Origin of the sequence: Cupriavidus cauae (assembly GCF_026210475.1) — a bacterium.
GTDB lineage: Bacteria > Pseudomonadota > Gammaproteobacteria > Burkholderiales > Burkholderiaceae > Cupriavidus > Cupriavidus cauae.
The window spans coordinates 2,953,225-2,977,557 of the sequence record NZ_CP080293.1 but is presented as its reverse complement, the minus strand read 5'-3'; the positions used below and the strand labels follow the sequence as shown (position 1 = coordinate 2,977,557).

Below are 24,333 nucleotides of genomic sequence, written 5' to 3'. Positions count from 1 at the left end.
CGATGAAGGCATCCACTCCCACCTCGCTGCAGGCGCTGGTCGAGGCACTGAAGGTGCTGCCCGGCGTCGGCCCGAAGTCGGCGCAGCGGATCGCCTATCACCTGCTGCAGCATGACCGCGAGGGCGCGCGCCGGCTCGGCGACGCGCTGCGCGGCGCAGCGGATGGCGTGCGCCACTGCGCGCGCTGCAACACCTTCACCGAGGCCGAGGTCTGCGAGACCTGCCTGGACCCGCGCCGCGATGCCTCGCTGCTGTGCGTGGTCGAGACGCCGGCCGACCAGGTGATGATCGAGCAGACGCTGACCTATCGCGGCCAGTATTTCGTGCTGATGGGCCGGCTGTCGCCGCTGGACGGCGTCGGTCCGCGCGAGATCCATCTGGACCGGCTGCTGGCGCGCGCCACCGATCCCGCGCTGGGCGGCCCGGTGGCCGAGGTCATCGTGGCCACCAATTTCACCAGCGAGGGCGAGGCCACCGCGCACTATATCGGCGAGATGCTGAAGGCGCGCGGGCTCAAGGTCTCGCGGCTGGCGCGCGGCGTGCCGGTCGGCGGCGAGCTCGAATACGTCGACGCCGGCACCATCGCGCGCGCGGTCATGGACCGCCGCACGCTGTGAAGCGCGGCGCCGTATCGCTTCGCATCGACCGGCATGGTCTGATCGCCCGATGAACCTGGCCCGCTTCGATCTGGTCACGCTGGGACTGTTCGTCGCCGTCGCGCGGCAGGGCAGCATCTCGGCCGGCGCGCGCCAGTCGCATCTGGCCGTCGCCGCGGCCAGCAAACGGATCTCCGATCTCGAGGCCGCCGTCGGTGCGCCGCTGTTCTTCCGCCATGCGGCGGGCGTGCAGCTGACCGAGGCGGGGCAGGCGTGCTTCCATCATGCGCTGACCGTGCTGCAGGACGTCGAGCGCATGGCGGGCGTGATGTCCGACTATGCGTCGGGCGTGCGCGGGCAGGTGCGCGTCTGCGCCAACACCTCGGCGATCACGCAGTTCCTGCCCGACGACCTGGCCGGCTTCATGCGGCTGCATCCGACCATCCGCATCGAGCTGGAAGAGCAGAACAGCGGCGATATCGTCGCGGCGCTGGTCGAGAACCGCGCCGACGTCGGCATCTTTGCCGACCGCACGCCCAGCGCGGGCCTGGTCACCGTCGAATACCGCCAGGACGAACTGGTGCTGGTCACGCCGCCGGGGCATCCGCTGTCGCAGCGCGGGCCGGTGCGCTACGCCGATACCCTCGAATACGACTTCGTCAGCCTGCCGCAGGTGACCTCGCTGGCCGCGCGCCTGCTCGAGGAGAGCAGCCGGCTGGAGCGGCCGTTCCGATTGCGCATCCAGGTGCGCAGCTTCGATGCGATGTGCCGCATGGTGATGGCCGGCCTCGGCGTCGGCGTGCTGCCGCGCATCGCGGCCGAGCCGCACGTCAAGTCGATGGGCCTGTCGCTCGTCAAGCTGCAGGACGCCTGGGCGCAGCGCTCGCTGCTGATCGGCATGCGCGATCCCGCCGCGCTGACGGTGTCGGCCCGGCTCCTGATCACCCATCTGTGCGGCGATCGCGCGCCGTTCTGAGCCCCGGGCTCCGGCCGACCGTCTCCGCTTCATCTCCCGCGTCATCTCCCTCCGGCTTTCGCGTTCGGTGAAAGCCCGCTTCACCGATTGACTCCTTCCGCGCCCGCCGGGGCTGCGGCACACTGCGGCCAAATTCGATCGCACGGTCCGGCGTCCGCCGCAAGGGAGCGCCACCGACCGACCGCCAGACGGCGATCGCCACACACCGATCCCCGGAGACAATCCGCATGCCGCGACAGATTCTGGATGGCATCCGCGTGCTCGAACTCGGGCAGCTGATCGCCGGCCCCTTCGCCGCCAAGACGCTGGCCGATTTCGGCGCCCACGTGATCAAGGTCGAACCGCCCGGACAGGGCGATCCGCTGCGCAAATGGCGCATGCTGTATCAGGACACCTCGGTCTGGTGGGAGGCGCAGTCGCGCAACAAGGAATCGATCTGCATCGACCTGCGCAGCGCTGACGGGCAGGCGCTGGTGCGCAAGCTGGCCGCCGAGGCCGACGTGCTGATCGAGAACTTCCGCCCGGGCACGATGGAGAAGTGGGGCCTGGGCTGGGACGTACTGCACGCCGCCAATCCGAAGCTGATCATGCTGCGTGTATCGGGCTACGGCCAGACCGGGCCGAAGCGCGACGAGCCCGGCTTTGCCGCGGTCGCGGAGGCGATGAGCGGGCTGCGCCATCTGACCGGCGAGCCGGGCCGCCCGCCGGTGCGCGCGGGCCTGTCGCTGGGCGACACCATCGCCGGCTTGCATGGCGCGCTGGGCGTGCTGCTGGCGCTGTACGAGCGCGATGCGCGCGGCGGCACCGGCCAGGTCATCGACGTGGCGCTGTACGAGGCGCTGTTCAACCTGAGCGAGAGCCTGCTGCCCGAGTATTCGGCCTTCGGCGCGGTGCGCCAGCCGGCCGGCGGCGCGCTGCCCGGCATTGCGCCGTCCAACGCCTATCCGTGCGCCAGCGGCGAATACGTGCTGGTGGCCGCCAACGGCGATGCCATCTTCAAGCGGCTGATGCAGGCGATCGGCCGCGCCGACCTCGCCGACGATCCGGCGCTGGCGCGCAACGACGGCCGCGTGGCACGAGTGGAGGAACTCGACGCCGCGATCGCCGCGTGGACCCGCACGCAGGATATCGACAGCGCGCTGGCCGTGCTGCGCGAGGCCCAGGTGCCGTCCGGCCGCATCTACACGGTCAAGGACATCGCCGAGGATCCGCATTACCGCGCTCGCGGCGTGATCGAGCAGGTCACCGCGGCCAGCGGCCTGACCGTCGAGGTGCCGGGCATCGTGCCGAAGCTGTCGGGCAGTCCCGGCGCGATCCACGATCGCGCGCCGACGCTGGGCGAGCATACCGACGCGGTGCTGGCGCAGGCCGGCTTCGATGCCGCGACCATCGCCGACCTGCGCGCACGCGGGGTGGTGGCATGAACACGACCGCATCGAGCGTGCATTCGACGACAAACTTCCCGCTGCGCGGCCCGGCCCGCATCGAGGTCAACGAGGTCGCGCCGCGCGACGGCCTGCAGATCGAACCGGTGGTGGTGCCGACCGATGCCAAGGTCGCGCTGCTGGAGGCGCTGTCCGCCTGCGGCTTCGCCCGCATCGAGGCGACCTCGTTCACCTCCGCCAAGGCGATCCCCGCGCTGGCCGACGCCGAGGCGGTGATGCACCGCATGCGCCGTGCCGAGGGCGTGCGCTACACGGTGCTGGTGCCGAACCTGCGCGGGCTCGAGCGCGCGCTGTCGTGCCGGCCCGACGAGGTCAATCTGGTGATGTCGGCCAGCGAGACGCACAACCGCGCCAATCTGCGCATGACGCGCGCGCAATCGCAGGCGCAGCTGCTGGCGATGATCGAGGTCGCGCGCGCGGCCGGCGTGCCGGTCAATATCTCGCTGTCGACGGTATTCGGCTGCCCGTTCGAGGGCGAGGTCGCGATCGACGCGGTGATGGCGCTGGCGCGCAGCTTTGCCGAGGCCGGCGCGGACGGCATCACGCTGTGCGATACCACCGGCATGGCCTATCCGAACCAGGTGCGCGCGGTGTGCGAGACCTTCCGGCGCGAACTGCCGGCGACCGGCCTGACCATCCATCTGCACAACACCCGTGGCATGGGACTGGCCAATGCGCTGGCCGCCTGGGAGACCGGCGTGTCGCGCTTCGATGCGGCGGCCGGCGGGCTGGGCGGCTGCCCCTATGCGCCCGGTGCCAGCGGCAACGTCGCCACCGAGGAACTCGTGCACATGTTCGCGTCGATGGGCGTGGACACTGGCGTCGACCTGCAGCGCCTGCTCGGCATCATCGGCGAGCTGCCCACCGTGGTCGAGCGCGAGGTCTGCAGCCAGCTGCTGCGCGCCGGTCCGCGGCTGCGCACGCATCAGCCGCCGGCCTGGCTGGCCGAGCATTTCGCGGCGCAGTAAGACCCGATAACGGCAAGCCCAGGGCACAGCACGCACAGCACGCACAGCACGCACAGCACGCATAACACGCACAACCCCATCAGCAAGCCCGCGGACCTGGTCCGCACCTACGAATCACAACCCACAACCCGAACAACAACATCGATTCCTGGAGGAGACAGCATGTCGATCCGTACGTCCCAACCGTTTCATTCCCTCGATGCGGCCAGGCCTGGCCGCCGTCGTCTGCTTGCCGCGGCCGTCGCTGCCGCCGCGGCCTGCCTGAGCGCCGGCGCGCAGGCGCAGGATGGCGCCTATCCGAACCGCCCGGTCACGCTGATCGTGTCCGCGGCGCCGGGCGGCACCACCGACCTCGCCGCGCGCATGATTTCCGAGCCGCTGGCCAAGGCGCTCGGCCAGCCGGTGGTGGTCGAGAACCGCCCCGGCGGCGCCGGCGGCATCGCCGCGCAACTGGTGGCGCGCGCCAAGCCCGACGGCTACACGCTGCTGGTGCAGTACTCTGGCTTCCACGTGATCACGCCGCTGCTGATGAAGGGCCTGTCGTGGGATCCGGTCAAGGATTTCGCGCCGGTCGCCAACCTGCTGTCCGCGCCGCAGGTGCTGGTGGTGCGCCCGAGCCTGCCGGTCAAGTCGCTGGCGGAACTGGTGGCCTATGCCAAGGCCAATCCGAACAAGCTGAACTACGCCTCGTCGGGCAACGGCTCGCTGCAGCATGTGTCCACCGAGCTGCTGAACCAGATGGCAGGCATCCGCATCACGCACGTGCCGTACAAGGGCACCGGTCCGGCGATGACCGACCTGCTGGGCGGCTCGGTCGACCTGACCATCACCACGCCGCCGCCGCTGATTCCGCATATCCAGGCCGGCAAGCTGCGCCCGCTGGTGGTCACCAGCAAGAATCGCCTGCCCAGCCTGAAGGACGTGCCGTCCGCGCCCGAGGCGGGCTACGCCGATCTCGACGTGTCGTCGTGGTTCGCGATGTACGCGCCGGCCGGCACGCCCAAGCCGGTGGTCGACAAGCTGACCGGCGAGATCGACAAGATCATGAAGACCGAGGCCTTCCGCAAGAAGGCCGAGGAGCTGGGCGCCGAGGCGAAGTACATGAACCCGACGCAGCTGGGCCAGTACCAGCGCGCCGAGCTGACGCGCTGGGGCAAGGTCATCCAGTCGGCCAATATCCAGGCGGAATGATGCGCTGGTCCTCCCCGCGCTAGGTAGTGTTCCCGATTGGGGCGACCCGCCGGCCTCGGATAGCATCGCACGGAGCCGCGCGGCGGCCCCGGCATGCCGTCAGGCCGTCCGGCGGGTCGCTTCGGCGTCGTGCGTGGCGTCATCACACCGCGCGGGAACACAATAAGCAGGAGACACAGATGTACAACCGCAAATTCTGGAAACAGGTGCTGATCGCGCTGGTGCTGTTCCTGGCCGGCTGGTTCACCTTCGGCGGCTTCGCGCATGCGCAGGGCAAGCCGGAGAAGGCCAAGGTCACGATCGCGGTCGGCGGCAAGAACCTGTTCTACTACCTGCCGCTGACGATCGCAGAGCGCCAGGGCTACTTCAAGGACGAAGGGCTCGACGTCGAGATCGTCGACTTCGCCGGCGGCGCCAAGGCGCTGCAGGCCGTGGTCGGCGGCAGCGCCGACGTGGTTTCGGGCGCCTACGAGCACACCATCAACCTGCAGGCCAAGGGCCAGAACTACCGCGAGTTCGTGCTGCAGGGCCGCGCGCCGCAAATCGTGCTGGTGACTTCCAACAAGACGATGCCGGACTTCAAGTCGGTCGCCGACCTGAAGGGCAAGAAGATCGGCGTCACCGCGCCCGGTTCGTCGACCAACATGATGGCCAACTTCGTGCTGGCCAAGGCCGGGCTGAAGCCGTCGGACGTGTCCTTCATCGGCGTGGGCGCCAGCAACGGCGCCGTGGCGGCGATGCGCTCGGGCCAGATCGACGCGATGGCGAACCTGGACCCGGTGATCTCGATGCTGACGCAGAAGAACGAGGTGCGCGTGGTGGCCGATACCCGCACGCTGAAGGACACGCAGGCGGTGTTCGGCGGCAACATGCCGTCGGGCTGCCTCTATGCGTCGGCCTCGTTCATCGAGCAGAACCCCAACACCACGCAGGCGCTGACCAATGCGATGGTGCGCGCGCTGAAGTGGCTGCAGAAGGCGGGCCCGTCGGACATCGTCAAGACGGTGCCGGAGAGCTATCTGCTGGGCGACCGCGCGCTGTATCTGTCGGCGTGGGAAAAGGTCAAGGAAGCGATCTCGCCGGACGGCATGATGCCGGCCGACGGCCCGCGCACGGCGCTGGCGACGCTGCAGCAGTTCGATCCGGCGCTCAAGGGCAAGGCGATCAAGCTGGACCAGACCTTCACCAACAGCTTCGTGCAGAAGGCCAACGCCAAGTACAAGTAAGCCGCACCGCGGCGCGCATCGGCGGCCGCGGCAAGCCTGGCCCGCTGCCCGCAGCGGGCCTTTGCTTTCGCGGGGCCGGCCTTGTATCAGACAAAGGGCGCCGCCGCGTCATCGACGCCCGGTCATCGTCGATCCGTCATCGAACACCACGCCGCCGCCGGCCCGGCCGACGGCGGCGCAAGCACAGCGAAACGCATGAGCATTCCGGCCCTTTCCCTCGACAACGTCACCTGTACCTTCATCTCGCGCGAGGACCGCAGCCAGCGCTACACCGCCGTCAAGGACGTCTCGCTGGCGATCGCGCCCGGCGAGTTCGTCTCGGTGGTCGGGCCGACCGGTTGCGGCAAGTCGACCTTGCTCAATGTCGGCGCGGGCCTGCTGGCGCCGTCGTCCGGCCAGGTGCGCGTGTTCGGCGAGCCGCTGACGGGCATCAATGCGCGTGCCGGCTACATGTTCCAGACCGAGGCGCTGATGCCCTGGCGCAGCGCGCTGGACAACGTGATCGCGGGCCTCGAATTTCGCGGCGTGCCGCGCGCGCAGGCGGTGGCGGAAGGGGAGGAATGGCTGCGCCGCGTGGGCCTGGGCGGCTTCGGCGACCGCTATCCGCACCAGCTGTCGGGCGGCATGCGCAAGCGCGTCGCGCTGGCGCAGACGCTGGTGCTCGACCCCGACATCATCCTGATGGACGAACCGTTCTCGGCGCTCGATGTGCAGACGCGCCAGCTGATGGAGAACGAGGTGCTCGACCTGTGGGCCGCCAAGCGCAAGGCGGTGCTGTTCATCACGCACGACCTGGACGAGGCGATCGCGATGAGCGATCGCGTGGTGGTGCTGTCGGCGGGACCCGCCACGCATCCGATCGGCGAATTCGACATCGATCTGCCGCGGCCGCGCGACGTGGCCGAGATCCGCAACCATCTGCGCTTCGTCGAGCTGCACGCGGCGATCTGGGACGTGTTGCGCGAGGAAGTGCTCAAGGGCTATGCGCAGCAGCGCAAGGTTGCCTGAGGCTGACCTCACCAACCTGCACCAGCCCGCACTGGCCCGCACTGGCCCGCACCAGTCCGCACCAGTCCGCACCAGTCCGCACCAGTCCGCACCAGTCCGCACTGATACCGACGATCCTGGAACTCACAAGCAAAAACGATCCATGGCATTCCGTACCGATTCCCCCAGCATGCTGCGCGTCTGGCAGCTGCTCGTCCTCGTGGTCATTCTCGGCGCCTGGCACCTGGCCACGCGCTCGCAACAGGTGGCGTTCTTCTTCGGCGAGCCGTGGCTGGTGGCGCAGCGCGTCTGGAGCTGGTTCTTCGTCGAGCGCGACATCTACCTGCACCTGGGCGTGACGCTGCTCGAGACGGTGCTGGCCTTCGGCATCGGCACCGTCGCCGGCCTGGGCGTGGGCCTGTGGCTGGCGCTGAGCCCGGTCGCCTCGGCCATTCTCGACCCATATATCAAGGCGATGAACTCGATGCCCCGCGTGATCCTGGCGCCGATCTTCGCGGTGTGGTTCGGGCTCGGGATCTGGTCCAAGGTCGCGCTGGCGGTGACGCTGGTGTTCTTCATCGTCTTCTTCAACGTCTACCAGGGCGTCAAGGAAGTCAGCCCCGTGGTGCTGGCCAACGCGCGCATGCTGGGCGCGAACCGGCAGCAGCTGCTGCGCCATGTCTATCTGCCGAGCGCGACCAGCTGGGTGTTCTCGTCGCTGCATACCTCGGTGGGCCTGGCCTTCGTCGGCGCTGTCGTCGGCGAATATCTGGGCTCGGCGCGCGGCGTCGGCTACCTGATCCTGCAGGCGGAGGGGACCTTCGACATCAACACGGTGTTCGCGGGCATCGTGGTGCTGACCGCGTTCGCGCTGGTGCTGGACTGGATGGTGGGGGTGGTGGAGCGCCGGCTGATGAAGTGGCAGCCGAAGAGCGGGGAGACGGAGAAGCTGTAGGAGGGATTTTTCCCTCTCCCGTGCGCGGGAGAGGGATGGTCCTGGGGATTCGGCGGGACCTTAGGGCGTGATCACGATCTTGCCGGTGACCTTGCGCGCCTCCATGTCCTTGAGCGCCTGCGGGGCCTGTTCCAGCGGATAGCGCGCCGAGATGTGCGGGCGGATCTTGCCTTCCTTCATCCAGCCCAGCATCTGCGCCATGTTGGCCTGGTTCGCGCGCGGCTCGCGGCGCGTGAATTCGCCCCAGAACACGCCGACCAGCGAGGCGCCCTTGAGCAGCGCCAGGTTCAGCGGCATCTTGGGAATCTCGCCGTTGGCGAAGCCCACCACCAGATAGCGGCCGCGCCAGCCGATCGAGCGGAATGCGGGTTCCGCATAGATGCCGCCGACCGGGTCATAGATGACGTCCGGACCCTTGCCGTCGGTCAGCGCCTTGATGCGCTCGCGCAGGTCCTCGGTGCTGTAGTTGATCAGCGCGTCGGCGCCATGTTCCTTGCAGACAGCCAGCTTCTCGTCGGTCGACGCGGCCGCGATCACGCGCGCGCCGATCGCCTTGCCGATCTCGATCGCGGCCAGGCCGACGCCGCCGGCCGCGCCTAGCACCAGCATGGTCTCGCCCGCCTTCAGTTCGCCACGATCGACCACCGCGTGGTGCGAGGTGCCATAGGTCAGCGTGAAGGCGGCGGCGGTCTCGAAATCGATGCCGGGCGGCATCGGCACGACCGCGGCGGCGGGCGCCTTGGCCTGCGTCGCGAAGGCGCCGTTGCCCAGATAGGCGATCACCTTGTCGCCGGGCTTGACGTGGCTGACGCCTTCGCCGACCGAGTTCACGATGCCGGCCAGTTCCGATCCCGGCGAGAAGGGCAGCTGCGGCTTGGCCTGGTACTTGTTCTGGATGATCAGCACGTCCGGGAAATTGACGCCGGCGGCCTTGACGTCGATCACCACTTCGCCGGGACCGGCGACCAGGTCGGGCAGGGTTTCGAGCACCAGCGAATCGGGCGGGCCCCAGGCTTTGCACAGTACGGCTTTCATCGTGTCTCCATTGAATGTCTTGATGCCTCGATCTGGACCGCGCGGCCACGCGGCCCGGGCTAGTGTAGCGCAGAAATAGTACGGTCGTTCAGTTCGGCGGGGCCGGTGGTGGTCGCAGTGATGGTCACGGTGGTGGCTGCGGTATTGGCCCTGGCGTTGGCGGGGGCTGTGGCTCCGATTTGGGTGCAAATCGCTCGGCGAAGCGGCCCCGCGACGCGACGCCATCGCAATCGCCTCGGGTACAATCGCGGCCATGCACATCCTTCTCGCCAACGACGACGGTTACCTCGCGCCGGGACTTGCCATGCTGCATGCCGCGCTGGCGCCGCTGGGCCGTATCACCGTGATCGCCCCCGAGCAGAATCATAGCGGCGCATCGAATTCGCTGACGCTGCAGCGCCCGCTGACGGTGTTCGAGGCGCGCGAGGGCGTGCAGAAGGGATTTCGCTTCGTCAATGGCACCCCGACCGACTGCGTGCATATCGCGCTGACCGGCCTGCTCGACGAAAAGCCTGACCTGGTGGTGTCGGGCATCAACCAGGGCCAGAACATGGGCGAGGACGTGCTGTACTCCGGCACCGTCGCCGCCGCGATCGAGGGTTTTCTGCTCGGCATCCCGTCGATCGCCTTCTCGCAGGTCGACAAGGGCTGGGAACATCTGGATGCCGCGGCCCGCATCGCGCGCGGCATCGTCGAGCGCGCCATCGCGACGCCGCCGCGCGAACCGTTCCTGCTCAACGTCAATATCCCCAATCTGCCGTACGAACATATCCGCGGGCTGCGCGCCACGCGGCTGGGCAAGCGCCATCCTTCGCAGCCGGTGATCTCGCAGGTCAATCCGCGCGGCGAGACCAACTACTGGATCGGCCCGGCCGGCGATGCGCTCGATGCCAGCGAAGGCACCGATTTCCACGCGACCGCGGAGGGCTTCGTTTCGCTGACGCCGCTGCAGCTGGATCTGACCCATCGCGCCCAGCTCGATACGCTGCGGCAATGGCTCGCATGAGGCCAGCCGCGTGCCGGCCGCAGGGACCCTGGGCGCGTTGAGGCCATGAGTTCGAGCCCGCGCCGTCCGAAGTTTCCGCTGACGCTCGACTCCGTGGTCGAGCGCAAGCCCGCGCCCGCGCGGACCGCCGGCCTGCCGGCGATCGTCGGCAAGCGCGCGGCCACGCCGGCCCCGGCGCCGACGCCGGCGCGCCGGGTGCCGCCCGCCGCCGCACCGGTGCCCGCGCCGGCGCCGCCGGGCAGCGCGGTGCAGGCGCGCACCATCGCGGCCAGCGTGGGCGGCGGCGGCATGGCCTCGGACCGCGCGCGCGCCGCGCTGGCCGCGCGGCTGCGCAGCGGCGGCATTCGCGACGAGCGCGTGCTGCAGGCGATCGCCACGGTGCCGCGCCATCTGTTCCTGGAGCCGGGGCTGGCCTCGCAGGCCTACGAGGACGCGGCGCTGCCGATCGGCCATCAGCAGACCATCTCCAAGCCGTCGGTGGTGGCCCGCATGATCGAACTGCTGCGCCATGGCCTGGCGCCCGCGCAGCCGCTCGAGCGCGTGCTGGAGATCGGCACCGGTTGCGGCTATCAGGCCGCGGTGCTGAGCCTGATCGCGCGCGACGTGTTTTCGATCGAGCGGATCCGGCCGCTGCACGAACAGGCCAAGGCCAACCTGCGGGCACTGCGGCTGCCCAATCTGCGCCTGCACTATGGCGACGGCATGCTCGGCCTGCCGCAGGCCGCGCCGTTCTCCTCGATCATCCTGGCCGCGGCCGGCATGGAGGTGCCGGAGGCGCTTCTGGAGCAGCTGGAGGTCGGCGGCAGGCTGATCGCGCCGGTCGCGGTCGCGTCCGCCGGCGCGGACGGGCACAAGCAGGGGCAGGCCGTGACGCAGCAACTGCTGCTGATCGAGCGCCGGAGCCGGCATCGCTTTCACCGCACCGCGCTTGAAGCCGTTTTCTTTGTGCCATTAAAATCGGGCACCACCTGAGTCGAACTATGCACAACACCGTGACTTCGCAACGTCTTATCCGCGCGGGCCAGCTCGCCACCGCCTCGCTGCTGGCAGCCCTGCTGGCCGCCTGCGCTTCCTCGCCGATGCCCGCGCCCGTGATCGACCGCACCGCCGGCGGTACCGGGACCACGATCGCACCGGTCGAGCCCGCGCCCCCCGGCTACTATCGGGTCAAGCGCGGCGATACGCTGTATCGCATCGCCCTCGAGAACGGCCAGTCGTATCGCGATGTCGCGGCCTGGAACAATATCGTCAACGCCAATCAGATCGAGGTCGGCCAATTGCTGCGCATCGTGCCGCCGGGCGCGGACGTCAACGCGGCGACCGGCGTCGCGACGATGCCGGTCGCGCCTGCCGCGGTGCAAGGCCAGCCGCTCGAGCAGGCGGGGCTGCCGCCGGCCACCACGCCGGGCGCGACCGCGCCCTCGGCCGCGTCGGCGCCCGCAGCCGCTGCGCCGATCCCCGGCGCGCCCGCCGACGGCAACATCCAGCTGGCCTGGCCCGCGCGCGGTTCGCTGCTCGGACGCTTCGACGAAAAGGGCAACAAGGGCATCGATATCAGCGGTCAGCGCGGCGATGCGGTGCTCGCCGCGGACGACGGTCGGGTGATTCACGTAGGCCCCTTGCGCGGCTACGGGAATCTTGTCATCATCAAACACAACGAGACTTTTCTTACTGCCTACGGCCACAACGACAAGGTCGTCGTGACCGAACAGGCAACGGTCCGCCGGGGTCAGAAAATTGCAGAGATGGGCAATACCGATGCCGATCGCGTGAAACTGCATTTCGAAGTTCGCAGGAACGGGAAACCGGTCGATCCGATGCGGTATTTGCCGCCACAGTGAGGGTTCATGCCACGCCAGAAAACAGTCTCCTCCGGAACCGTCAGCCGCACCCGTCGTGCCAAGCAACCGGAAGCACGTTCTGGTGTGGCACATCGTGACGGTCAAGCCGATGGCTACGATCACGATCTGGCGGCCGAGCTGATTCCCCTGACCGACGAACCGATCGCACCCGGCGCGGGCTCGGTCGGTTTGCGCGAGACCGATTTGATGGCCGACGACGGCGACGCGGTCGCGCGCGACGATGACGAAGGCGAGCGCGAGAGCGACGAGGAAGAGGGCGCGACCGAAGCGGTCGCCACCGAGCAGGACGAATTCCGCAGCGCCCTGCATACCGAACTCGCCGCCGATACCGTTCAGCACTATCTGAACCGCATCAGCATCAAGCCGCTGCTGTCGGCTCCCGAAGAACTCCATTTCTCGACGCTGGCCAAGGACGGCGATTTCTCCGCGCGTCAGGTCATGATCGAGCGCAACCTGCGGCTGGTGGTCAGCATCGCCAAGGGCTATCTGAATCGCGGCGTGCCGCTGCTCGATCTGATCGAGGAGGGCAACCTCGGCCTGATGCATGCGATCGAGAAGTTCGATCCCTCGCGCGGCTTCCGTTTCTCGACCTATGCCACCTGGTGGATCCGCCAGAGCATCGAGCGCGCGATCATGAACCAGGCGCGCACGGTCCGCCTGCCGGTGCACGTGATCCGCGAACTCAATCAGGTGCTGCGCGCCAAGCGGCATCTGGAGAAGGGCGGTACCGACGGACGCGATGCCAGTCTCGAGGACATCGCGCATCTGCTCGGCAAGACCCCCGACGAAGTGCAGGACGTCCTCGCACTGAACGAACACACGACCTCGCTCGATACGCCGTTCGATCTCGATCCAGGCTCGAGCCTGCTCGACTTCCTGTCGGACGAACACAATGCCGCGCCGGATCAGGAGGTTGCGCACCGCGAGCTCGAGAACCTGATGAAGCTGTGGCTGGCGCGGCTGTCCGAAAAGCACCGCTATGTCGTCGAGCGCCGCTTCGGCCTGAACCATATCGAGCCGGCCACGCTGGAAGAGCTGGCCGAGGAAATGGGCCTGACGCGCGAACGCGTGCGCCAGATCCAGCAGGAAGCGCTGGTCAAGCTCAAGCGGCATTTCGCTTCGCAAGGGGTGCGCAAGGACGCGGTTCTATGACGCCTGTGCTGGTATTCGACATCGAGACGGTTCCCGATGTCGCCGGCCTGCGCCGTCTGCACGACCATCCGCCGGGCCTCACCGATGCCGAGGTTGCGGAGCTGGCCTTCGCCGCCCGCCGCGAAAAGACCGGCAGCGATTTTCTCCCCCTGCATCTGCAACGCGTGGTCGCGATCTCCTGCGTGCTGCGCCGCACGCAGCGCGACGGCACCGCGCTGTTCCACGTCGGCTCGCTCGGCAGCGAGGACGATGGCGAAGCGACGCTGATCCAGCGCTTCTACGAACTGATCGCGCGCTACAGTCCGCAACTGGTGTCGTGGAACGGCGGCGGCTTCGACCTGCCGGTGCTGCACTATCGCGGGCTGGTCCACGGCGTCACTGCGCCCCGCTATTGGGAAATGGGCGAGGGCCGCGACGACGACAGCCGCGACTTCAAGTGGAACAACTACATCAGCCGCTACCACATGCGGCATCTGGATCTGATGGATCTGCTGGCGATGTACCAGCCGCGTGCCAGCGCCCCGCTGGACGACCTCGCCAAGCTGTGCGGCTTCCCCGGCAAGATGGGGATGGACGGCAGCAAGGTGTGGGAAGCGTTCCAGCAGGGGCAGATCGGCGCGATCCGGGCCTATTGCGAGACCGACGTCGTCAACACGTATCTGATGTACTGCCGCTTCCAGATGATGCGCGGCGGCCTGACGCCGCGCGAGTTCGATGCCGAGGTCGAACTGGTGCAGGAATCGCTGGCGGAACTGCCCGGGCCGCAATGGATGGAATATCTGCGCGCCTTCCAGCTGCAGCCGTCCAGCCGCGTGGCCGACGACGAAGAGATCGACTGAACGGTCCGCGTCGCCGCCAGTTTCTTGCCCCTCGGTTCGTTTCGATTCCGCGTTACTCCCGGTTGTCCCTTATTCAAAGTCCCGCAGCGACAGGAGCACCGGCTGGTGGTCCGATGCCTGCGTGCTGCCGTCGACTTCGCAACGAACCACCCGTTCCAGCAGATCCTCGGTCACCAGCATGAAGTCGCAAGCGAAGGGCGGCTCGTCCCACTGCGCCTTGTCGTAGAGCGCGCAGGTCGGCGCGTGCGGCCGGCCCGGATGCAGATGCAGCCAGGCATCGCGCCACGCCGGCGTGCCGTCGTCGAAGGGCGCGGTCAGGCGCAGGTAGGCGGTGTCACCGGGTTTGCTGTTGAAGTCGCCGCACAGGATGGCGCTGGGTGGACGTGCCTCCGGCGTGAACGGGCCGAAGCGCTGTTCCGCCGGTCCCGGCCTTGCCGCATGCCCGCAGGCCTCGGCATGCCAGGCGCGCAACGCTTCGGCCTGTGCGTTGCGTTGCAGGGCCGAGTAATACTCCAGATGCGTGCAGATGATGCGCAGCCGTTGGGTGCCGGCGATCACGGTCGCTTCCAGCGCAACGCGCGGCATCGATGCGACGGTCGGATCGGCGGGCCACGGCAGCGCATGGCGGAATACCTCGCATACCGGCAGGCGCGTCGCGATCACGTTGCCGAACTGGCGCGGCACGCCATCGGGCCCGAAACGGTCGACGCCTGGCGCGAACAGCAGATGGTAGCCGGGCAGCAGCGCGGCCAGCTCGGCCACCTGGTCCGCGCCCGGGTTGCCCGGCATCTCGCCGAAGCCGCGTGTCACCTCCTGCAGGCACAGCACGTCGAAGTCGGCGAGCGCCCGCAGCGTCGATACGGTGCGGGCGAGATCGACCTCGCCGTCGCAGCCGCGTCCCCACTGGATGTTCCAACTGATCAGTTCCATCGCTTGCCTCTGCCCGGGCGGTTCTGCGCACGATGGCGGCATCGCTGCCGTTCCGTTCGTGCCGGTTCCGATCGCGGCGACTGGTCTACAATCGCGCTTTCGCAAAACAATACGTCAGGTCCCGCTGGTGTCTCAAGCCGTGTCTTCCCCGCAATCCGCCCCTGAGCCGGTGCAGCAACCGGCCGCCTCGCCCGCTCCCAACCGCAAGCGTGGCGGCGCCGCCGCATCGGCCGCCGGCGCCGAGGCCCAGGCCCATCCGACCGTGAAGATCGACAGCCTCGACATGGAGGCGCGCGGCGTGGGACGGCTGGTCAACGAGGACGGGACGCCGGGCAAGGTGATCTTCGTCGAGGGTGCGCTGCCGGGCGAAACGGTGGCCTACCAGAGCTATCGGCGCAAGCCCAGCTACGAGCAGGCGCATCTGGTCGAGGTCCGTGAACCGTCGGTAATGCGGGTGCAGCCCGGTTGCCCGAATTTCGGCGTCTGCGGCGGCTGTTCGATGCAGCACCTCGACGCGCGCGCCCAGCTCGCGATCAAGCAGCGCGTGCTGGAAGACAACCTGTGGCACCTCGCCAAGATACGGCCCGAGATGGTGTTCCGGCCGATTGCCGGACCGGATTGGGGCTATCGCTACCGCGCCCGCCTGACGGTGCGCCACGTGGTCAAGAAGGGCGGGGTGCTGGTCGGTTTTCACGAGCGCAAGAGCAGCTATGTCGCCGACATGACGTCGTGCGAGGTGCTGCCGCCGCATGTGTCGGCGATGCTGGTGCCGCTGCGCGAGCTGGTCGCCGGGCTGTCGATCCGCGACCGCATGCCGCAGATCGAGCTGGCCGTCGGTCAGGATGTCACCGCGCTGGTGCTGCGGATCCTCGAGCCGCTGAACGATGCCGACCGCGACCTGCTGCGGGCCTTCGCCGACCGCCACAACGTGCAGTTCTGGCTGCAGCCCAAGGGCCCGGATACGGTGGTGCCGTTCTATCCGCTCGATCGTGAACTGGCCTATACGCTGCCGGAATTCGGCATCCGCATGCCGTTCAAGCCGACCGATTTCACCCAGGTCAACCATCAGATCAACCGCGTGCTGATCAAGCGGGCCCTGCGGCTGCTCGACGCCCAGCCGGGCGACCGGCTGCTGGACCTCTTCTGCGGCATCGGCAATTTCACGCTGCCACTGGCGACGCAGGGGCGGGAGGTGATGGGCATCGAGGGCAGCGAGGCGCTGACGGCGCGGGCGCTGGCCAACGCCGAATACAACGGGCTGGCGCACAAGGTCGGCTTTGCCTGCCGCAACCTGTTCGAGGTCAGCGCCGAGGACATTTCGGCGCTGGGCCGTTTCGACCGCTGGCTGGTCGATCCGCCGCGGGAAGGCGCGCTGGCCGTCAGCAAGGCGCTGGCCGAGCTGGCGCAGGCTGGCAGCGACGTGCTGCCGGGCCGTATCGTCTATGTGTCATGCAATCCGGCGACGCTGGCGCGCGACGCCGGCCTGCTGGTGCACGAGGCCGGCTACCGGCTGCGCGGCGCCGGCGTGGTCAACATGTTCCCGCACACCTCGCACGTGGAGTCGATCGCGGTGTTCGAGCGGGCCTGATCGGGCGATCCTCCGGGGCGGTTGTCCGGGGCGATGGGGGCGGGCGATGGGGGCGAGCGATGGGCGGCGGGATTGGCCGGGACCATCGGCCCGAACCGCCGGCCCGGGGCCAGCGACAGGGCAACCGCGTGGGGCAATAAAAAAGGGCCGGCATTGCCGGCCCTTCGTCATGGCGGTGAGGCGGTCGCTTATTCGCGGCTGCCGCCGAAGATGCCCAGCAGCGCCAGCAGGTTGACGAAGACGTTGTAGACGTCCAGGTAGATCGCCAGCGTCGCCGTGATGTAGTTGGTCTCGCCGCCGTTCACCACGCGCTGCACGTCGTACAGCATGTAGGCCGAGAAGATGCCGATCGCGATCACGGAGACGGTGATCATCAGCGAGGGCAGCTGCAGCCAGATGTTGGCCACGCTGGCCAGGATCAGCAGGATCACGCCGACGAACAGGAACTTGCCCAGGCCGGAGAAATCGCGCTTGCTGACCGTGGCGACGGTCGCCATCGTGGCAAAGACCGCCGCGGTGCCGCCGAACGCATACATGATCAGCGCCGGTCCGTTCGAGAACTGCAGCACCGAGCCGATGATCCGCGACAGCATCAGGCCCATGAAGAAGGTGAAGGCCAGCAGCAGCACGACCCCCATGGCGCTGTTCTTGGTCTTCTCGATCGCGAAGAAGAAGCCGAAGGCGATCGCGAGGAACAGGATCAGCGACAGGCCCGGGCTGGCGGCCATGAAGCTGAAGCCCGTCGCCACGCCGATCCAGGCGCCGAGCACGGTCGGCACCATCGAGAGCGCCAGCAGCCAATAGGTATTGCGCAGGACCCGATTGCGGACGGTGACGGCTCCCGCCGTCGCGCCGGCATTGCCAAAACCATAGGTATTCAGCTTGTCGTTCATGATGACTCCTCATTCAAAGGGCGGTGCCGGAAGCGCCGGCGGACACCTCGCCAATGTGGCATCGTCCTTGCACGATTGCAAGTGCAGAGTGATTTACCGGGCACTAAAAATCGCGAAACCGTCGAGGAACGGATGAGGCGCTTACGTTGCCTTGGATCGGCCGGGCGGCCCGGTGTTCCCGTCCCTTTGTCCCATATCGCGGCGACCGTGCGCCGCGATAATCTGCCGGACGCCGCCCCGATCGTTTCGCCGCCGCCGGCTCTCGAAACGATTGGGGTCTCGTGCTAGAATCTTGTGTTTCCCAATTTGGTAACCCCTTCATTTTTCGGAGTTTTTATGGCGATCGAACGCACCCTGTCGATTATCAAGCCGGATGCCGTGGCCAAGAACGTCATCGGTCAGATCTACGCCCGTTTCGAGGCCGCCGGCCTGAAGATCGTAGCCGCCAAGATGGCGCACCTGTCGCGCGGCGAAGCCGAGCAGTTCTACGCCGTCCACAAGGAGCGTCCGTTCTTCAAGGATCTGGTCGACTTCATGATCTCGGGCCCCGTGATGATCCAGGTTCTGGAAGGCGAGAACGCGATCGCCAAGAACCGTGAGCTGATGGGCGCCACCGATCCGAAGAAGGCCGAGAAGGGCACGATCCGCGCCGATTTCGCCGACAGCATCGACGCCAACGCCGTGCACGGCTCCGACGCGCCGGAAACCGCGGCCGTCGAAGTGTCGTTCTTCTTCCCCGGCATGAACGTTTACTCGCGCTGATTGTCTGGCCTGAACCCGGACACTAGACTGCTACCCGAAGCCCCCGCTGCCGTCATGAACGCTCTCGTCAACCTGCTCGATCTGGATGCGGACGGGCTCGCCAAGTATTGCGGCGAGCTCGGCGAGAAGCCGTTTCGCGCGCGGCAGCTGCAGCGCTGGATCCACCAGTTCGGCGCCAGCCAGTTCGACGAGATGTCGGACCTGGCCAAGTCGCTGCGCCAGAAGCTGGCCACGCGCGCCGAAATCCGCGCGCCGTCCGTGATCACCGACCACGTGTCGGCGGACGGCACGCGCAAGTGGCTGCTCGACGTGGGCAACGGCAATGCGGTCGAAACGGTCTACATCCCCGAGGAAACGCGCGGCACGCTGTGCGTTTCCTCGCAGGCCGGCTGCGCGGTCAATTGCCGGTTTTGTTCGACCGGCAAGCAGGGCTTTTCGCGCAATCTGACCACCGGCGAGATCATCGGCCAGCTGTGGATGGCCGAATTCGCGATGCGCACCCAGCTGGGGCGCGGCCCGAAGGACGATCGCGTGATCTCCAACGTGGTGATGATGGGCATGGGCGAGCCGCTGCTGAACTACGACCAGGTCGTGCCGGCGATGCGGCTGATGCTTGACGACAACGCCTACGGGCTGTCGCGCCGCCGGGTCACGCTGTCCACGTCCGGCGTGGTGCCGATGATGGACCGCCTGGCCAAGGACCTGCCGGTCGCGCTGGCGGTGTCGCTGCACGCATCGAACGATGCCCTGCGCGACGGGCTGGTGCCGCTGAACCGCAAGTACCCGCTGGCCGAGCTGATGGCGGCCTGCCGCCGCTATCTGGAGTTCGCCCCGCGCGACTTCATCACCTTCGAATACTGCATGCTGGACGGCGTCAACGACGGCGTCGAGCATGCGCGGGAATTGTTGAAGCTGGTGGCCGACGTGCCATGCAAGTTCAACCTGATTCCGTTCAATCCCTTCCCCGAATCGGGGCTCAAGCGCTCGAACAACGAGCAGATCCGGCGTTTCGCCCAGGTGCTGATGGACGCCGGCATCGTGACGACGATCCGCAAGACGCGCGGCGACGATATCGACGCCGCCTGCGGCCAGCTCGCCGCCGAGGGCCGCGTGCAGGATCGCACCCGGCTTGCCGAGCGCGGCCGCTTCGGCAAGATTCCGCCGGTAGTGGCGGCGCCGGGCGGGGAGGCGCGATCTGCATGAGGCGTCTGCCTGCCGGTCTGCCCGCCGTGGTTCTGGCCGGGCTGGCACTGCTGACGGCGTGCCAGTCGACGGGCACATCCGGCACCCGGGCCACCCCGGGACAACAGGCGCCGCAGGCACGGGACGCCAGCCCGACACCGGCGGATGCGCGCGAGCGCGCCGCGCTGCGGCTGCAGCTGGCCACGCAATATCTGCAGGCCGGCCAGGGCGCGATCGCGCTCGATGAGGCCCGACAGGCGATCGCGCTCGATCCGGCCCTGACCGATGCCTATCACGTCCAGGCGCTGGCGCAGATGGCGCTGCGGCGGCCCGCCGAGGCCGAGCAGAGCTTTCGTGCCGCCCTGTCGCGCCGCCAGGACGACGGCGATCTGCTGAACAACTATGGCTGGCTGCTGTGCGAGCAGGGGCGCTACGCCGAAGGCCTGGCCCAGCTGCAGCGCGCGGTGACGGCCGCGGTGACGGCTTCTTCGTCCGGCGGTGCAGCCAGGATGCTGACCAGCCTGGGCGCCTGCCAGCTGCGCCAGGGCGATCTGGAGTCGGCGCACCGCAGCCTGACCTCGGCGCTGGCCCGGCCGGACACGACGGCCGCCGCGGATTCCGCGGACGCCGCGACCCGGGCCGCCGCGCACACGCAACTCGGGCTGCTGTATTGGAAACAAGGCGATCTGCCGCGGGCCCGCGCCGAGGTGGCGCAGGTCAATGCAGGACGCTTCGCCACTCCGGCATCGCTTTGGCTGGGCGCGCGCATTGCGCACCGCGAGGGAGACGCGGCCGCACAGCAGGCATTGCTGGCGCAATTACATAAGCGCTTCCCGGACTCGCGGGAAAGCGCATACCAACAAGGAGCACGGGATGAATGAGCACGAGCGCGCCGAGGGCCAGGCCGTCTCGACCAATGCGAGCGGCAGCGCCAACGCGGTCGCACAGGAGATCGGCGCGAGCCTGGCGAAGGCACGCGCGGCCCAGGGGCTGTCGATACACGACGTCGGTGCGCGGCTGAAGGTGCCGGCGCAGAAGGTCGATGCGATCGAGTCCGGCAATGTCGACGCCTTGCCCGATCTGACGTTCGCAAAGGGTCTGATGCGCGCCTACGCGCGCCTGCTGCAGGTCGACATCGACGCCTTGCTGGCCCGTTTCCATGCCCAGGCCGCGCCGCCGGCGCCCGAGGTGGCGATCCGCCGCCAGGGCAGCCTGAACGCGAGCTTCGACGACCGCCGGCGCTTTCGCAGCAGCGGCACGTCGGGTACCGGCGGGCGCTGGGTCTGGCTCGCGCTGGTCGCGGCCGTGGTCTGTGCCGGCGCCCTGTTCGGCGTCGACCATGTCAAGCAATGGCTCGATGCACGCGAGCAGCAGTTCACGCAATCCGGCGCGGAAACGGCGGTCGAGACCGAATCGGGCACCTCGGGCACCGTGACCGCGGTGCTGCCGCATGTGATGGGCGGCGCCGCCAGCGAGGCGCCGGGCGCGATGACCGGCGCGGAAGGCGCCACCGGCGGCACCGCCAGTGCATCCGCCACGCTGGCGACCCCGCTGGCTCCGGTGACCGGTGCGCCGGTCGCGTCCAATGAGTCGGCTGCCACGGCAGCAGCGGCAGCGCCTGCCGCCGCAGCAGCCACGGCTGCGTCGGCCTCCGGCGAACTGCAGCTGCGTTTCAGCGCCCCGACCTGGTATGAGGTTCGCGACGCCAGCGGCAAGGTCGTGCTGGGCGGCACCGCCAAGGCGGGCGATGAGGTCGCCGGCGGCGGCACGGCGCCGTACAAGGTGGTGATCGGCAACGTCAAGGGCGTCGCGGCGATGACCCGCAACGGCGAGCCGGTCGATCTGCAGGCGGCCAACCGCAACAACGTGGCGCGCCTGACGCTGCCCTGATTTATCCGTCGGTCCCCGATCGTTTCCATTCGTCGACCGCACGCCAATGCAACGAGGTAACCCCATGAACGCACAGGCCTGTCTGCCCGTACTGCCCGGATCGCTGCCGCGCCGCCGCACCCGGCAGGCGCGCGTGGTCTGGGGCGACAACGTGGTGACGATCGGCGGCGACGCGCCGGTGCGCGTGCAGTCGATGACCAATACCGACACCGTCGATGCGGTCGGCACCGCGATCCAGATCAAGGAACTGGCGCGCGCCGGCTCGGAGATCGTCCGCATCACGGTCAATACGCCCGAAGCCGCTGCGGCGGTGCCCGCCATCCGCGACCAGCTCGATCGGATGGGCATCGACGTGCCGCTGGTCGGCGACTTCCACTACAACGGCCACAAGCTGCTGCAGGACCATCCGGCCTGCGCGCAGGCGCTGTCGAAGTACCGCATCAACCCGGGCAACGTCGGCCAGGGCGCCAAGCGCGACACGCAGTTCGCGCAGATGATCGAGATGGCATGCCGGCACGGCAAGCCGGTGCGCATCGGCGTCAACTGGGGCAGCCTGGATCAGGATCTGCTGGCGCGCATCATGGACGAGAACGGCCAGCGCGCCGAACCGTGGCCGGCGCAGAGCGTGATGATCGAGGCGCTGATCACGTCGGCGATCGACTCCGCGCGGCGCGCCGAGGAAATCGGCCTGCCGGGCGACCAGATCATCCTGTCGTGCAAGGTGTCGCAGGTGCAGGAGCTGATCGCGGTCTACCGCGAACTGGCGCGCCGCTGCGACTATCCGCTGCATCTCGGCCTGACCGAGGCGGGCATGGGCAGCAAGGGCATCGTCGCCTCGACGGCCGCGCTGTCGGTGCTGCTGCAGGAAGGCATCGGCGACACGATCCGCATCTCGCTGACGCCGGAGCCGGGCGCGTCGCGCGACAAGGAAGTGCATGTCGCGCAGGAGATCCTGCAGACCATGGGCCTGCGCAACTTCACGCCGATGGTGATCGCGTGCCCGGGCTGCGGCCGCACCACCAGCACGGTGTTCCAGGAACTGGCCGCCAGCATCCAGTCGTACCTGCGCGCGCAGATGCCGGTATGGAAGACCGAGTATCCCGGCGTCGAGGAAATGGACGTGGCCGTGATGGGCTGCATCGTCAACGGCCCGGGCGAGAGCAAGCACGCGAATATCGGCATCTCGCTGCCGGGCTCCGGCGAGTCGCCGGCGGCGCCGGTGTTCGTCGACGGCGTCAAGGTGAAGACGCTGCGCGGCGAGCGGATTGCCGAGGAGTTCCAGGCGATGGTCGACGAATATGTGCGCATGCACTACGGGAAGGGCAGCACGGCGGCCAATGTGGGCCGATGATCGGCGACAGATCGGCCGCTGACCGGCAACGGACCGCCCGCGACCCAGCAACAGAATGACAACCATGAACGCATCCGAGAATCCGGCGCCGGCCAACGGCGGCGCCCAGAACCAGGGCAAGGCCCGCGCACTGCAGGGCGTCAAGGGCATGAACGACATGCTGCCCGCCGACGCCCCGCTGTGGGAGCAGTTCGACCAGGCGGCCCGCGCGATGCTGCGCGCCTACGGCTACCAGCAGATCCGCACGCCGATCGTCGAGCCGACCCAGCTGTTCGTGCGCGGCATCGGCGAGGTCACCGACATCGTCGAGAAGGAGATGTATTCCTTCACCGATTCGCTGAACGGCGAGCAACTGACGCTGCGTCCCGAAGGCACGGCGGCGGTGGTGCGCGCGACCATCGAGCACAACCTGCTGTACGACGGTCCCAAGCGCCTGTGGTACACCGGCCCGATGTTCCGCCACGAGCGCCCGCAGCGCGGCCGCTATCGCCAGTTCCACCAGCTCGGCGCCGAGGCGCTCGGCTTTGCCGGTCCGGATGTCGACGCCGAGATCATCCTGATGTGCCAGCGCCTGTGGGACGACCTGGGCCTGACCGGTGTGCGGCTGGAGATCAATTCGCTGGGCCAGGCCGACGAGCGCGCGGCCCATCGCCAGGAACTGATCAAGTATCTGGAAGGCTTCCAGGACATCCTGGACGAGGACGGCAAGCGGCGCCTGTACACCAACCCGCTGCGCGTGCTCGACACCAAGAATCCCGCGCTGCAGGAGATGGCGGCGAACGCGCCCAAGCTGATCGACTTCCTCGGCGAGGCCTCGCTGGCCCACTTCGAGGGCGTGCAGCGTCTGCTGAAGGCCAACAATATTCCGTTCACGATCAATCCGCGCCTGGTGCGCGGGCTGGACTACTACAACCTGACCGTGTTCGAGTGGATCACCGACAAGCTCGGCGCGCAGGGCACCATCGCCGGCGGCGGCCGCTACGATCCGCTGATCGCGCAGATGGGCGGCAAGTCGGCGCCGGCCTGCGGCTGGGCGATGGGGATCGAGCGGATCATCGAACTGATGCGCGAGGAAGGGCTGGCACGCCAGGCCGACGCGTGCGACGTCTATGTCGTGCACCAGGGCGAGGCCGCGGCGCAGCAGGCGATGATCGCGGCGGAGCGCATGCGCGATGCCGGTTTCGATGTGGTCGTGCACGCCACCGCGGATGGCAAGAGCGGCAGCTTCAAATCGCAGATGAAGCGGGCCGACGCGAGCGGGGCTTCCCATGCCGTTATCATTGGCGAGGATGAACTGGCCGCTGGCGTGGTGCAGGTCAAGGCCCTGCGGGCGGCGGACGGGCAAACCGAGAACAACGGCCAGCAGGCCACGGTGCCCGCCGAGGACCTGGTCGACTATCTGGTCGAATCGATGGTCGCCGGCATGGGTGGCGAGTCCGGCGAAGACCTTCAATGATGACGCAGGCGCGCTGCACGATGCGCGCTTGCCTGACGACAAA

At 68.3% G+C, this 24,333-nt stretch carries 23 protein-coding genes; 20 read left to right on the top strand and 3 right to left on the bottom strand.

Annotated elements, in window-relative coordinates; all coding sequences use genetic code 11:
• Window positions 1–2 precede the first annotated feature (2 nt).
• From recR to KZ686_RS13275, 8 genes are all read left to right on the top strand, one after another.
• The gene (gene recR, locus KZ686_RS13310) at window positions 3–617 is read left to right on the top strand and encodes a recombination mediator RecR (RefSeq protein WP_149319859.1); all 615 of its coding nucleotides are present in this window, start codon (window positions 3–5) and stop codon (window positions 615–617) included.
• 49 nt (window positions 618–666) lie between these two features.
• Entirely contained in the window at window positions 667–1,572 is a 906-nt protein-coding gene (locus KZ686_RS13305) for a LysR family transcriptional regulator (protein WP_053822073.1), read from the top strand.
• Between the two features lie 227 nt (window positions 1,573–1,799).
• Window positions 1,800–2,996 carry a CaiB/BaiF CoA transferase family protein gene (locus KZ686_RS13300; RefSeq protein ID WP_149319860.1) on the top strand — a complete coding sequence of 399 codons (1,197 nt, stop codon included), beginning with the start codon at window positions 1,800–1,802 and terminating at the stop codon, window positions 2,994–2,996.
• Window positions 2,993–3,985, top strand: a complete 993-nt coding sequence (locus tag KZ686_RS13295) for a hydroxymethylglutaryl-CoA lyase (protein ID WP_265632609.1) — start codon at window positions 2,993–2,995, stop codon at window positions 3,983–3,985. Before KZ686_RS13300 ends, KZ686_RS13295 begins: the two co-directional genes overlap by 4 nt.
• 162 nt (window positions 3,986–4,147) lie before the next feature.
• Window positions 4,148–5,176, top strand: a complete 1,029-nt coding sequence (locus KZ686_RS13290; RefSeq protein ID WP_149319861.1) for a Bug family tripartite tricarboxylate transporter substrate binding protein — start codon at window positions 4,148–4,150, stop codon at window positions 5,174–5,176.
• Between the two features lie 179 nt (window positions 5,177–5,355).
• A complete protein-coding gene (locus KZ686_RS13285; protein WP_149319862.1) occupies window positions 5,356–6,402 on the top strand; it encodes an ABC transporter substrate-binding protein in 1,047 nt (348 codons plus the stop codon).
• Window positions 6,403–6,597: 195 nt separating this feature from the next.
• A complete protein-coding gene (locus tag KZ686_RS13280) occupies window positions 6,598–7,410 on the top strand; it encodes an ABC transporter ATP-binding protein (protein WP_265632608.1) in 813 nt (270 codons plus the stop codon).
• A gap of 142 nt (window positions 7,411–7,552) precedes the next feature.
• Window positions 7,553–8,344 (top strand): ABC transporter permease, encoded by a 792-nt coding sequence (locus KZ686_RS13275; RefSeq protein WP_149319864.1) that lies wholly within the window; start codon window positions 7,553–7,555, stop codon window positions 8,342–8,344.
• Between the two features lie 60 nt (window positions 8,345–8,404).
• Here KZ686_RS13275 and KZ686_RS13270 read toward each other — a convergent pair whose 3' ends face one another.
• The gene (locus tag KZ686_RS13270) at window positions 8,405–9,379 is read right to left on the bottom strand and encodes an NADPH:quinone oxidoreductase family protein (RefSeq protein WP_149319865.1); all 975 of its coding nucleotides are present in this window, start codon (window positions 9,377–9,379) and stop codon (window positions 8,405–8,407) included.
• Between the two features lie 253 nt (window positions 9,380–9,632).
• On the opposite strand from KZ686_RS13270, the gene surE reads away from it, so the two are divergent.
• The 5 genes from surE to KZ686_RS13245 are packed head-to-tail and all read left to right on the top strand — an operon-like array spanning window position 9,633 to window position 14,238.
• Window positions 9,633–10,385, top strand: a complete 753-nt coding sequence (gene surE, locus KZ686_RS13265) for a 5'/3'-nucleotidase SurE (protein ID WP_053822067.1) — start codon at window positions 9,633–9,635, stop codon at window positions 10,383–10,385.
• Window positions 10,386–10,430: 45 nt separating this feature from the next.
• On the top strand, window positions 10,431–11,357 hold the full coding sequence (locus KZ686_RS13260) for a protein-L-isoaspartate(D-aspartate) O-methyltransferase (RefSeq protein WP_265632607.1): 927 nt from the start codon (window positions 10,431–10,433) through the stop codon (window positions 11,355–11,357).
• An 8-nt stretch (window positions 11,358–11,365) separates the two neighbouring features.
• A complete protein-coding gene (locus KZ686_RS13255) occupies window positions 11,366–12,226 on the top strand; it encodes a peptidoglycan DD-metalloendopeptidase family protein (protein WP_149319172.1) in 861 nt (286 codons plus the stop codon).
• 6 nt (window positions 12,227–12,232) lie between these two features.
• Window positions 12,233–13,399: an RNA polymerase sigma factor RpoS gene (gene rpoS, locus KZ686_RS13250; RefSeq protein WP_149319171.1), complete on the top strand. Its 1,167-nt coding sequence runs from the start codon at window positions 12,233–12,235 to the stop codon at window positions 13,397–13,399.
• Complete coding sequence (locus KZ686_RS13245; RefSeq protein ID WP_150084092.1) at window positions 13,396–14,238, top strand: 3'-5' exonuclease; 843 nt, start codon at window positions 13,396–13,398, stop codon at window positions 14,236–14,238. The genes rpoS and KZ686_RS13245 overlap by 4 nt, the downstream gene beginning before the upstream one ends.
• Window positions 14,239–14,307: 69 nt before the next feature.
• Here KZ686_RS13245 and KZ686_RS13240 read toward each other — a convergent pair whose 3' ends face one another.
• Window positions 14,308–15,168: an endonuclease/exonuclease/phosphatase family protein gene (locus tag KZ686_RS13240; RefSeq protein ID WP_149319169.1), complete on the bottom strand. Its 861-nt coding sequence runs from the start codon at window positions 15,166–15,168 to the stop codon at window positions 14,308–14,310.
• A gap of 70 nt (window positions 15,169–15,238) precedes the next feature.
• On the opposite strand from KZ686_RS13240, the gene rlmD reads away from it, so the two are divergent.
• Complete coding sequence (gene rlmD / locus KZ686_RS13235) at window positions 15,239–16,756, top strand: 23S rRNA (uracil(1939)-C(5))-methyltransferase RlmD (protein ID WP_370639583.1); 1,518 nt, start codon at window positions 15,239–15,241, stop codon at window positions 16,754–16,756.
• 188 nt (window positions 16,757–16,944) lie between these two features.
• On the opposite strand, the gene KZ686_RS13230 is transcribed toward rlmD, so the two are convergent.
• Window positions 16,945–17,649 (bottom strand): Bax inhibitor-1/YccA family protein, encoded by a 705-nt coding sequence (locus tag KZ686_RS13230; RefSeq protein ID WP_149319167.1) that lies wholly within the window; start codon window positions 17,647–17,649, stop codon window positions 16,945–16,947.
• 336 nt (window positions 17,650–17,985) lie between these two features.
• Here KZ686_RS13230 and ndk point away from each other — a divergent pair, with 336 nt between their 5' ends.
• The 6 genes from ndk (at window position 17,986) to hisS (ending at window position 24,290) form a co-directional block, all read left to right on the top strand.
• Window positions 17,986–18,411, top strand: a complete 426-nt coding sequence (gene ndk, locus KZ686_RS13225) for a nucleoside-diphosphate kinase (RefSeq protein WP_149319166.1) — start codon at window positions 17,986–17,988, stop codon at window positions 18,409–18,411.
• A gap of 54 nt (window positions 18,412–18,465) precedes the next feature.
• Window positions 18,466–19,614 carry a 23S rRNA (adenine(2503)-C(2))-methyltransferase RlmN gene (gene rlmN / locus KZ686_RS13220; RefSeq protein ID WP_265632606.1) on the top strand — a complete coding sequence of 383 codons (1,149 nt, stop codon included), beginning with the start codon at window positions 18,466–18,468 and terminating at the stop codon, window positions 19,612–19,614.
• The gene (locus tag KZ686_RS13215) at window positions 19,611–20,474 is read left to right on the top strand and encodes a tetratricopeptide repeat protein (protein ID WP_226108657.1); all 864 of its coding nucleotides are present in this window, start codon (window positions 19,611–19,613) and stop codon (window positions 20,472–20,474) included. Before rlmN ends, KZ686_RS13215 begins: the two co-directional genes overlap by 4 nt.
• Complete coding sequence (locus KZ686_RS13210; protein ID WP_265632605.1) at window positions 20,467–21,483, top strand: RodZ domain-containing protein; 1,017 nt, start codon at window positions 20,467–20,469, stop codon at window positions 21,481–21,483. The genes KZ686_RS13215 and KZ686_RS13210 overlap by 8 nt, the downstream gene beginning before the upstream one ends.
• A 64-nt stretch (window positions 21,484–21,547) precedes the next feature.
• Window positions 21,548–22,834: a flavodoxin-dependent (E)-4-hydroxy-3-methylbut-2-enyl-diphosphate synthase gene (gene ispG, locus KZ686_RS13205; RefSeq protein WP_265632604.1), complete on the top strand. Its 1,287-nt coding sequence runs from the start codon at window positions 21,548–21,550 to the stop codon at window positions 22,832–22,834.
• 64 nt (window positions 22,835–22,898) lie between these two features.
• Window positions 22,899–24,290, top strand: a complete 1,392-nt coding sequence (hisS, locus tag KZ686_RS13200; RefSeq protein WP_149319162.1) for a histidine--tRNA ligase — start codon at window positions 22,899–22,901, stop codon at window positions 24,288–24,290.
• Window positions 24,291–24,333: the final 43 nt, after the last annotated feature.

What these genes read in the sequence shown, in the direction of transcription:
- recR (WP_149319859.1), top strand. Translation starts at nt 3, where the DNA reads ATGAAGGCATCCACTCCCACCTCGCTGCAGGCGCTGGTCGAGGCACTG.
- KZ686_RS13305 (WP_053822073.1), top strand. Translation starts at nt 667, where the DNA reads ATGAACCTGGCCCGCTTCGATCTGGTCACGCTGGGACTGTTCGTCGCC.
- KZ686_RS13300 (WP_149319860.1), top strand. Translation starts at nt 1,800, where the DNA reads ATGCCGCGACAGATTCTGGATGGCATCCGCGTGCTCGAACTCGGGCAG.
- KZ686_RS13295 (WP_265632609.1), top strand. Translation starts at nt 2,993, where the DNA reads ATGAACACGACCGCATCGAGCGTGCATTCGACGACAAACTTCCCGCTG.
- KZ686_RS13290 (WP_149319861.1), top strand. Translation starts at nt 4,148, where the DNA reads ATGTCGATCCGTACGTCCCAACCGTTTCATTCCCTCGATGCGGCCAGG.
- KZ686_RS13285 (WP_149319862.1), top strand. Translation starts at nt 5,356, where the DNA reads ATGTACAACCGCAAATTCTGGAAACAGGTGCTGATCGCGCTGGTGCTG.
- KZ686_RS13280 (WP_265632608.1), top strand. Translation starts at nt 6,598, where the DNA reads ATGAGCATTCCGGCCCTTTCCCTCGACAACGTCACCTGTACCTTCATC.
- KZ686_RS13275 (WP_149319864.1), top strand. Translation starts at nt 7,553, where the DNA reads ATGGCATTCCGTACCGATTCCCCCAGCATGCTGCGCGTCTGGCAGCTG.
- KZ686_RS13270 (WP_149319865.1), bottom strand. Translation starts at nt 9,379, where the DNA reads ATGAAAGCCGTACTGTGCAAAGCCTGGGGCCCGCCCGATTCGCTGGTG.
- surE (WP_053822067.1), top strand. Translation starts at nt 9,633, where the DNA reads ATGCACATCCTTCTCGCCAACGACGACGGTTACCTCGCGCCGGGACTT.
- KZ686_RS13260 (WP_265632607.1), top strand. Translation starts at nt 10,431, where the DNA reads ATGAGTTCGAGCCCGCGCCGTCCGAAGTTTCCGCTGACGCTCGACTCC.
- KZ686_RS13255 (WP_149319172.1), top strand. Translation starts at nt 11,366, where the DNA reads ATGCACAACACCGTGACTTCGCAACGTCTTATCCGCGCGGGCCAGCTC.
- rpoS (WP_149319171.1), top strand. Translation starts at nt 12,233, where the DNA reads ATGCCACGCCAGAAAACAGTCTCCTCCGGAACCGTCAGCCGCACCCGT.
- KZ686_RS13245 (WP_150084092.1), top strand. Translation starts at nt 13,396, where the DNA reads ATGACGCCTGTGCTGGTATTCGACATCGAGACGGTTCCCGATGTCGCC.
- KZ686_RS13240 (WP_149319169.1), bottom strand. Translation starts at nt 15,168, where the DNA reads ATGGAACTGATCAGTTGGAACATCCAGTGGGGACGCGGCTGCGACGGC.
- KZ686_RS13230 (WP_149319167.1), bottom strand. Translation starts at nt 17,649, where the DNA reads ATGAACGACAAGCTGAATACCTATGGTTTTGGCAATGCCGGCGCGACG.
- ndk (WP_149319166.1), top strand. Translation starts at nt 17,986, where the DNA reads ATGGCGATCGAACGCACCCTGTCGATTATCAAGCCGGATGCCGTGGCC.
- rlmN (WP_265632606.1), top strand. Translation starts at nt 18,466, where the DNA reads ATGAACGCTCTCGTCAACCTGCTCGATCTGGATGCGGACGGGCTCGCC.
- KZ686_RS13215 (WP_226108657.1), top strand. Translation starts at nt 19,611, where the DNA reads ATGAGGCGTCTGCCTGCCGGTCTGCCCGCCGTGGTTCTGGCCGGGCTG.
- KZ686_RS13210 (WP_265632605.1), top strand. Translation starts at nt 20,467, where the DNA reads ATGAATGAGCACGAGCGCGCCGAGGGCCAGGCCGTCTCGACCAATGCG.
- ispG (WP_265632604.1), top strand. Translation starts at nt 21,548, where the DNA reads ATGAACGCACAGGCCTGTCTGCCCGTACTGCCCGGATCGCTGCCGCGC.
- hisS (WP_149319162.1), top strand. Translation starts at nt 22,899, where the DNA reads ATGAACGCATCCGAGAATCCGGCGCCGGCCAACGGCGGCGCCCAGAAC.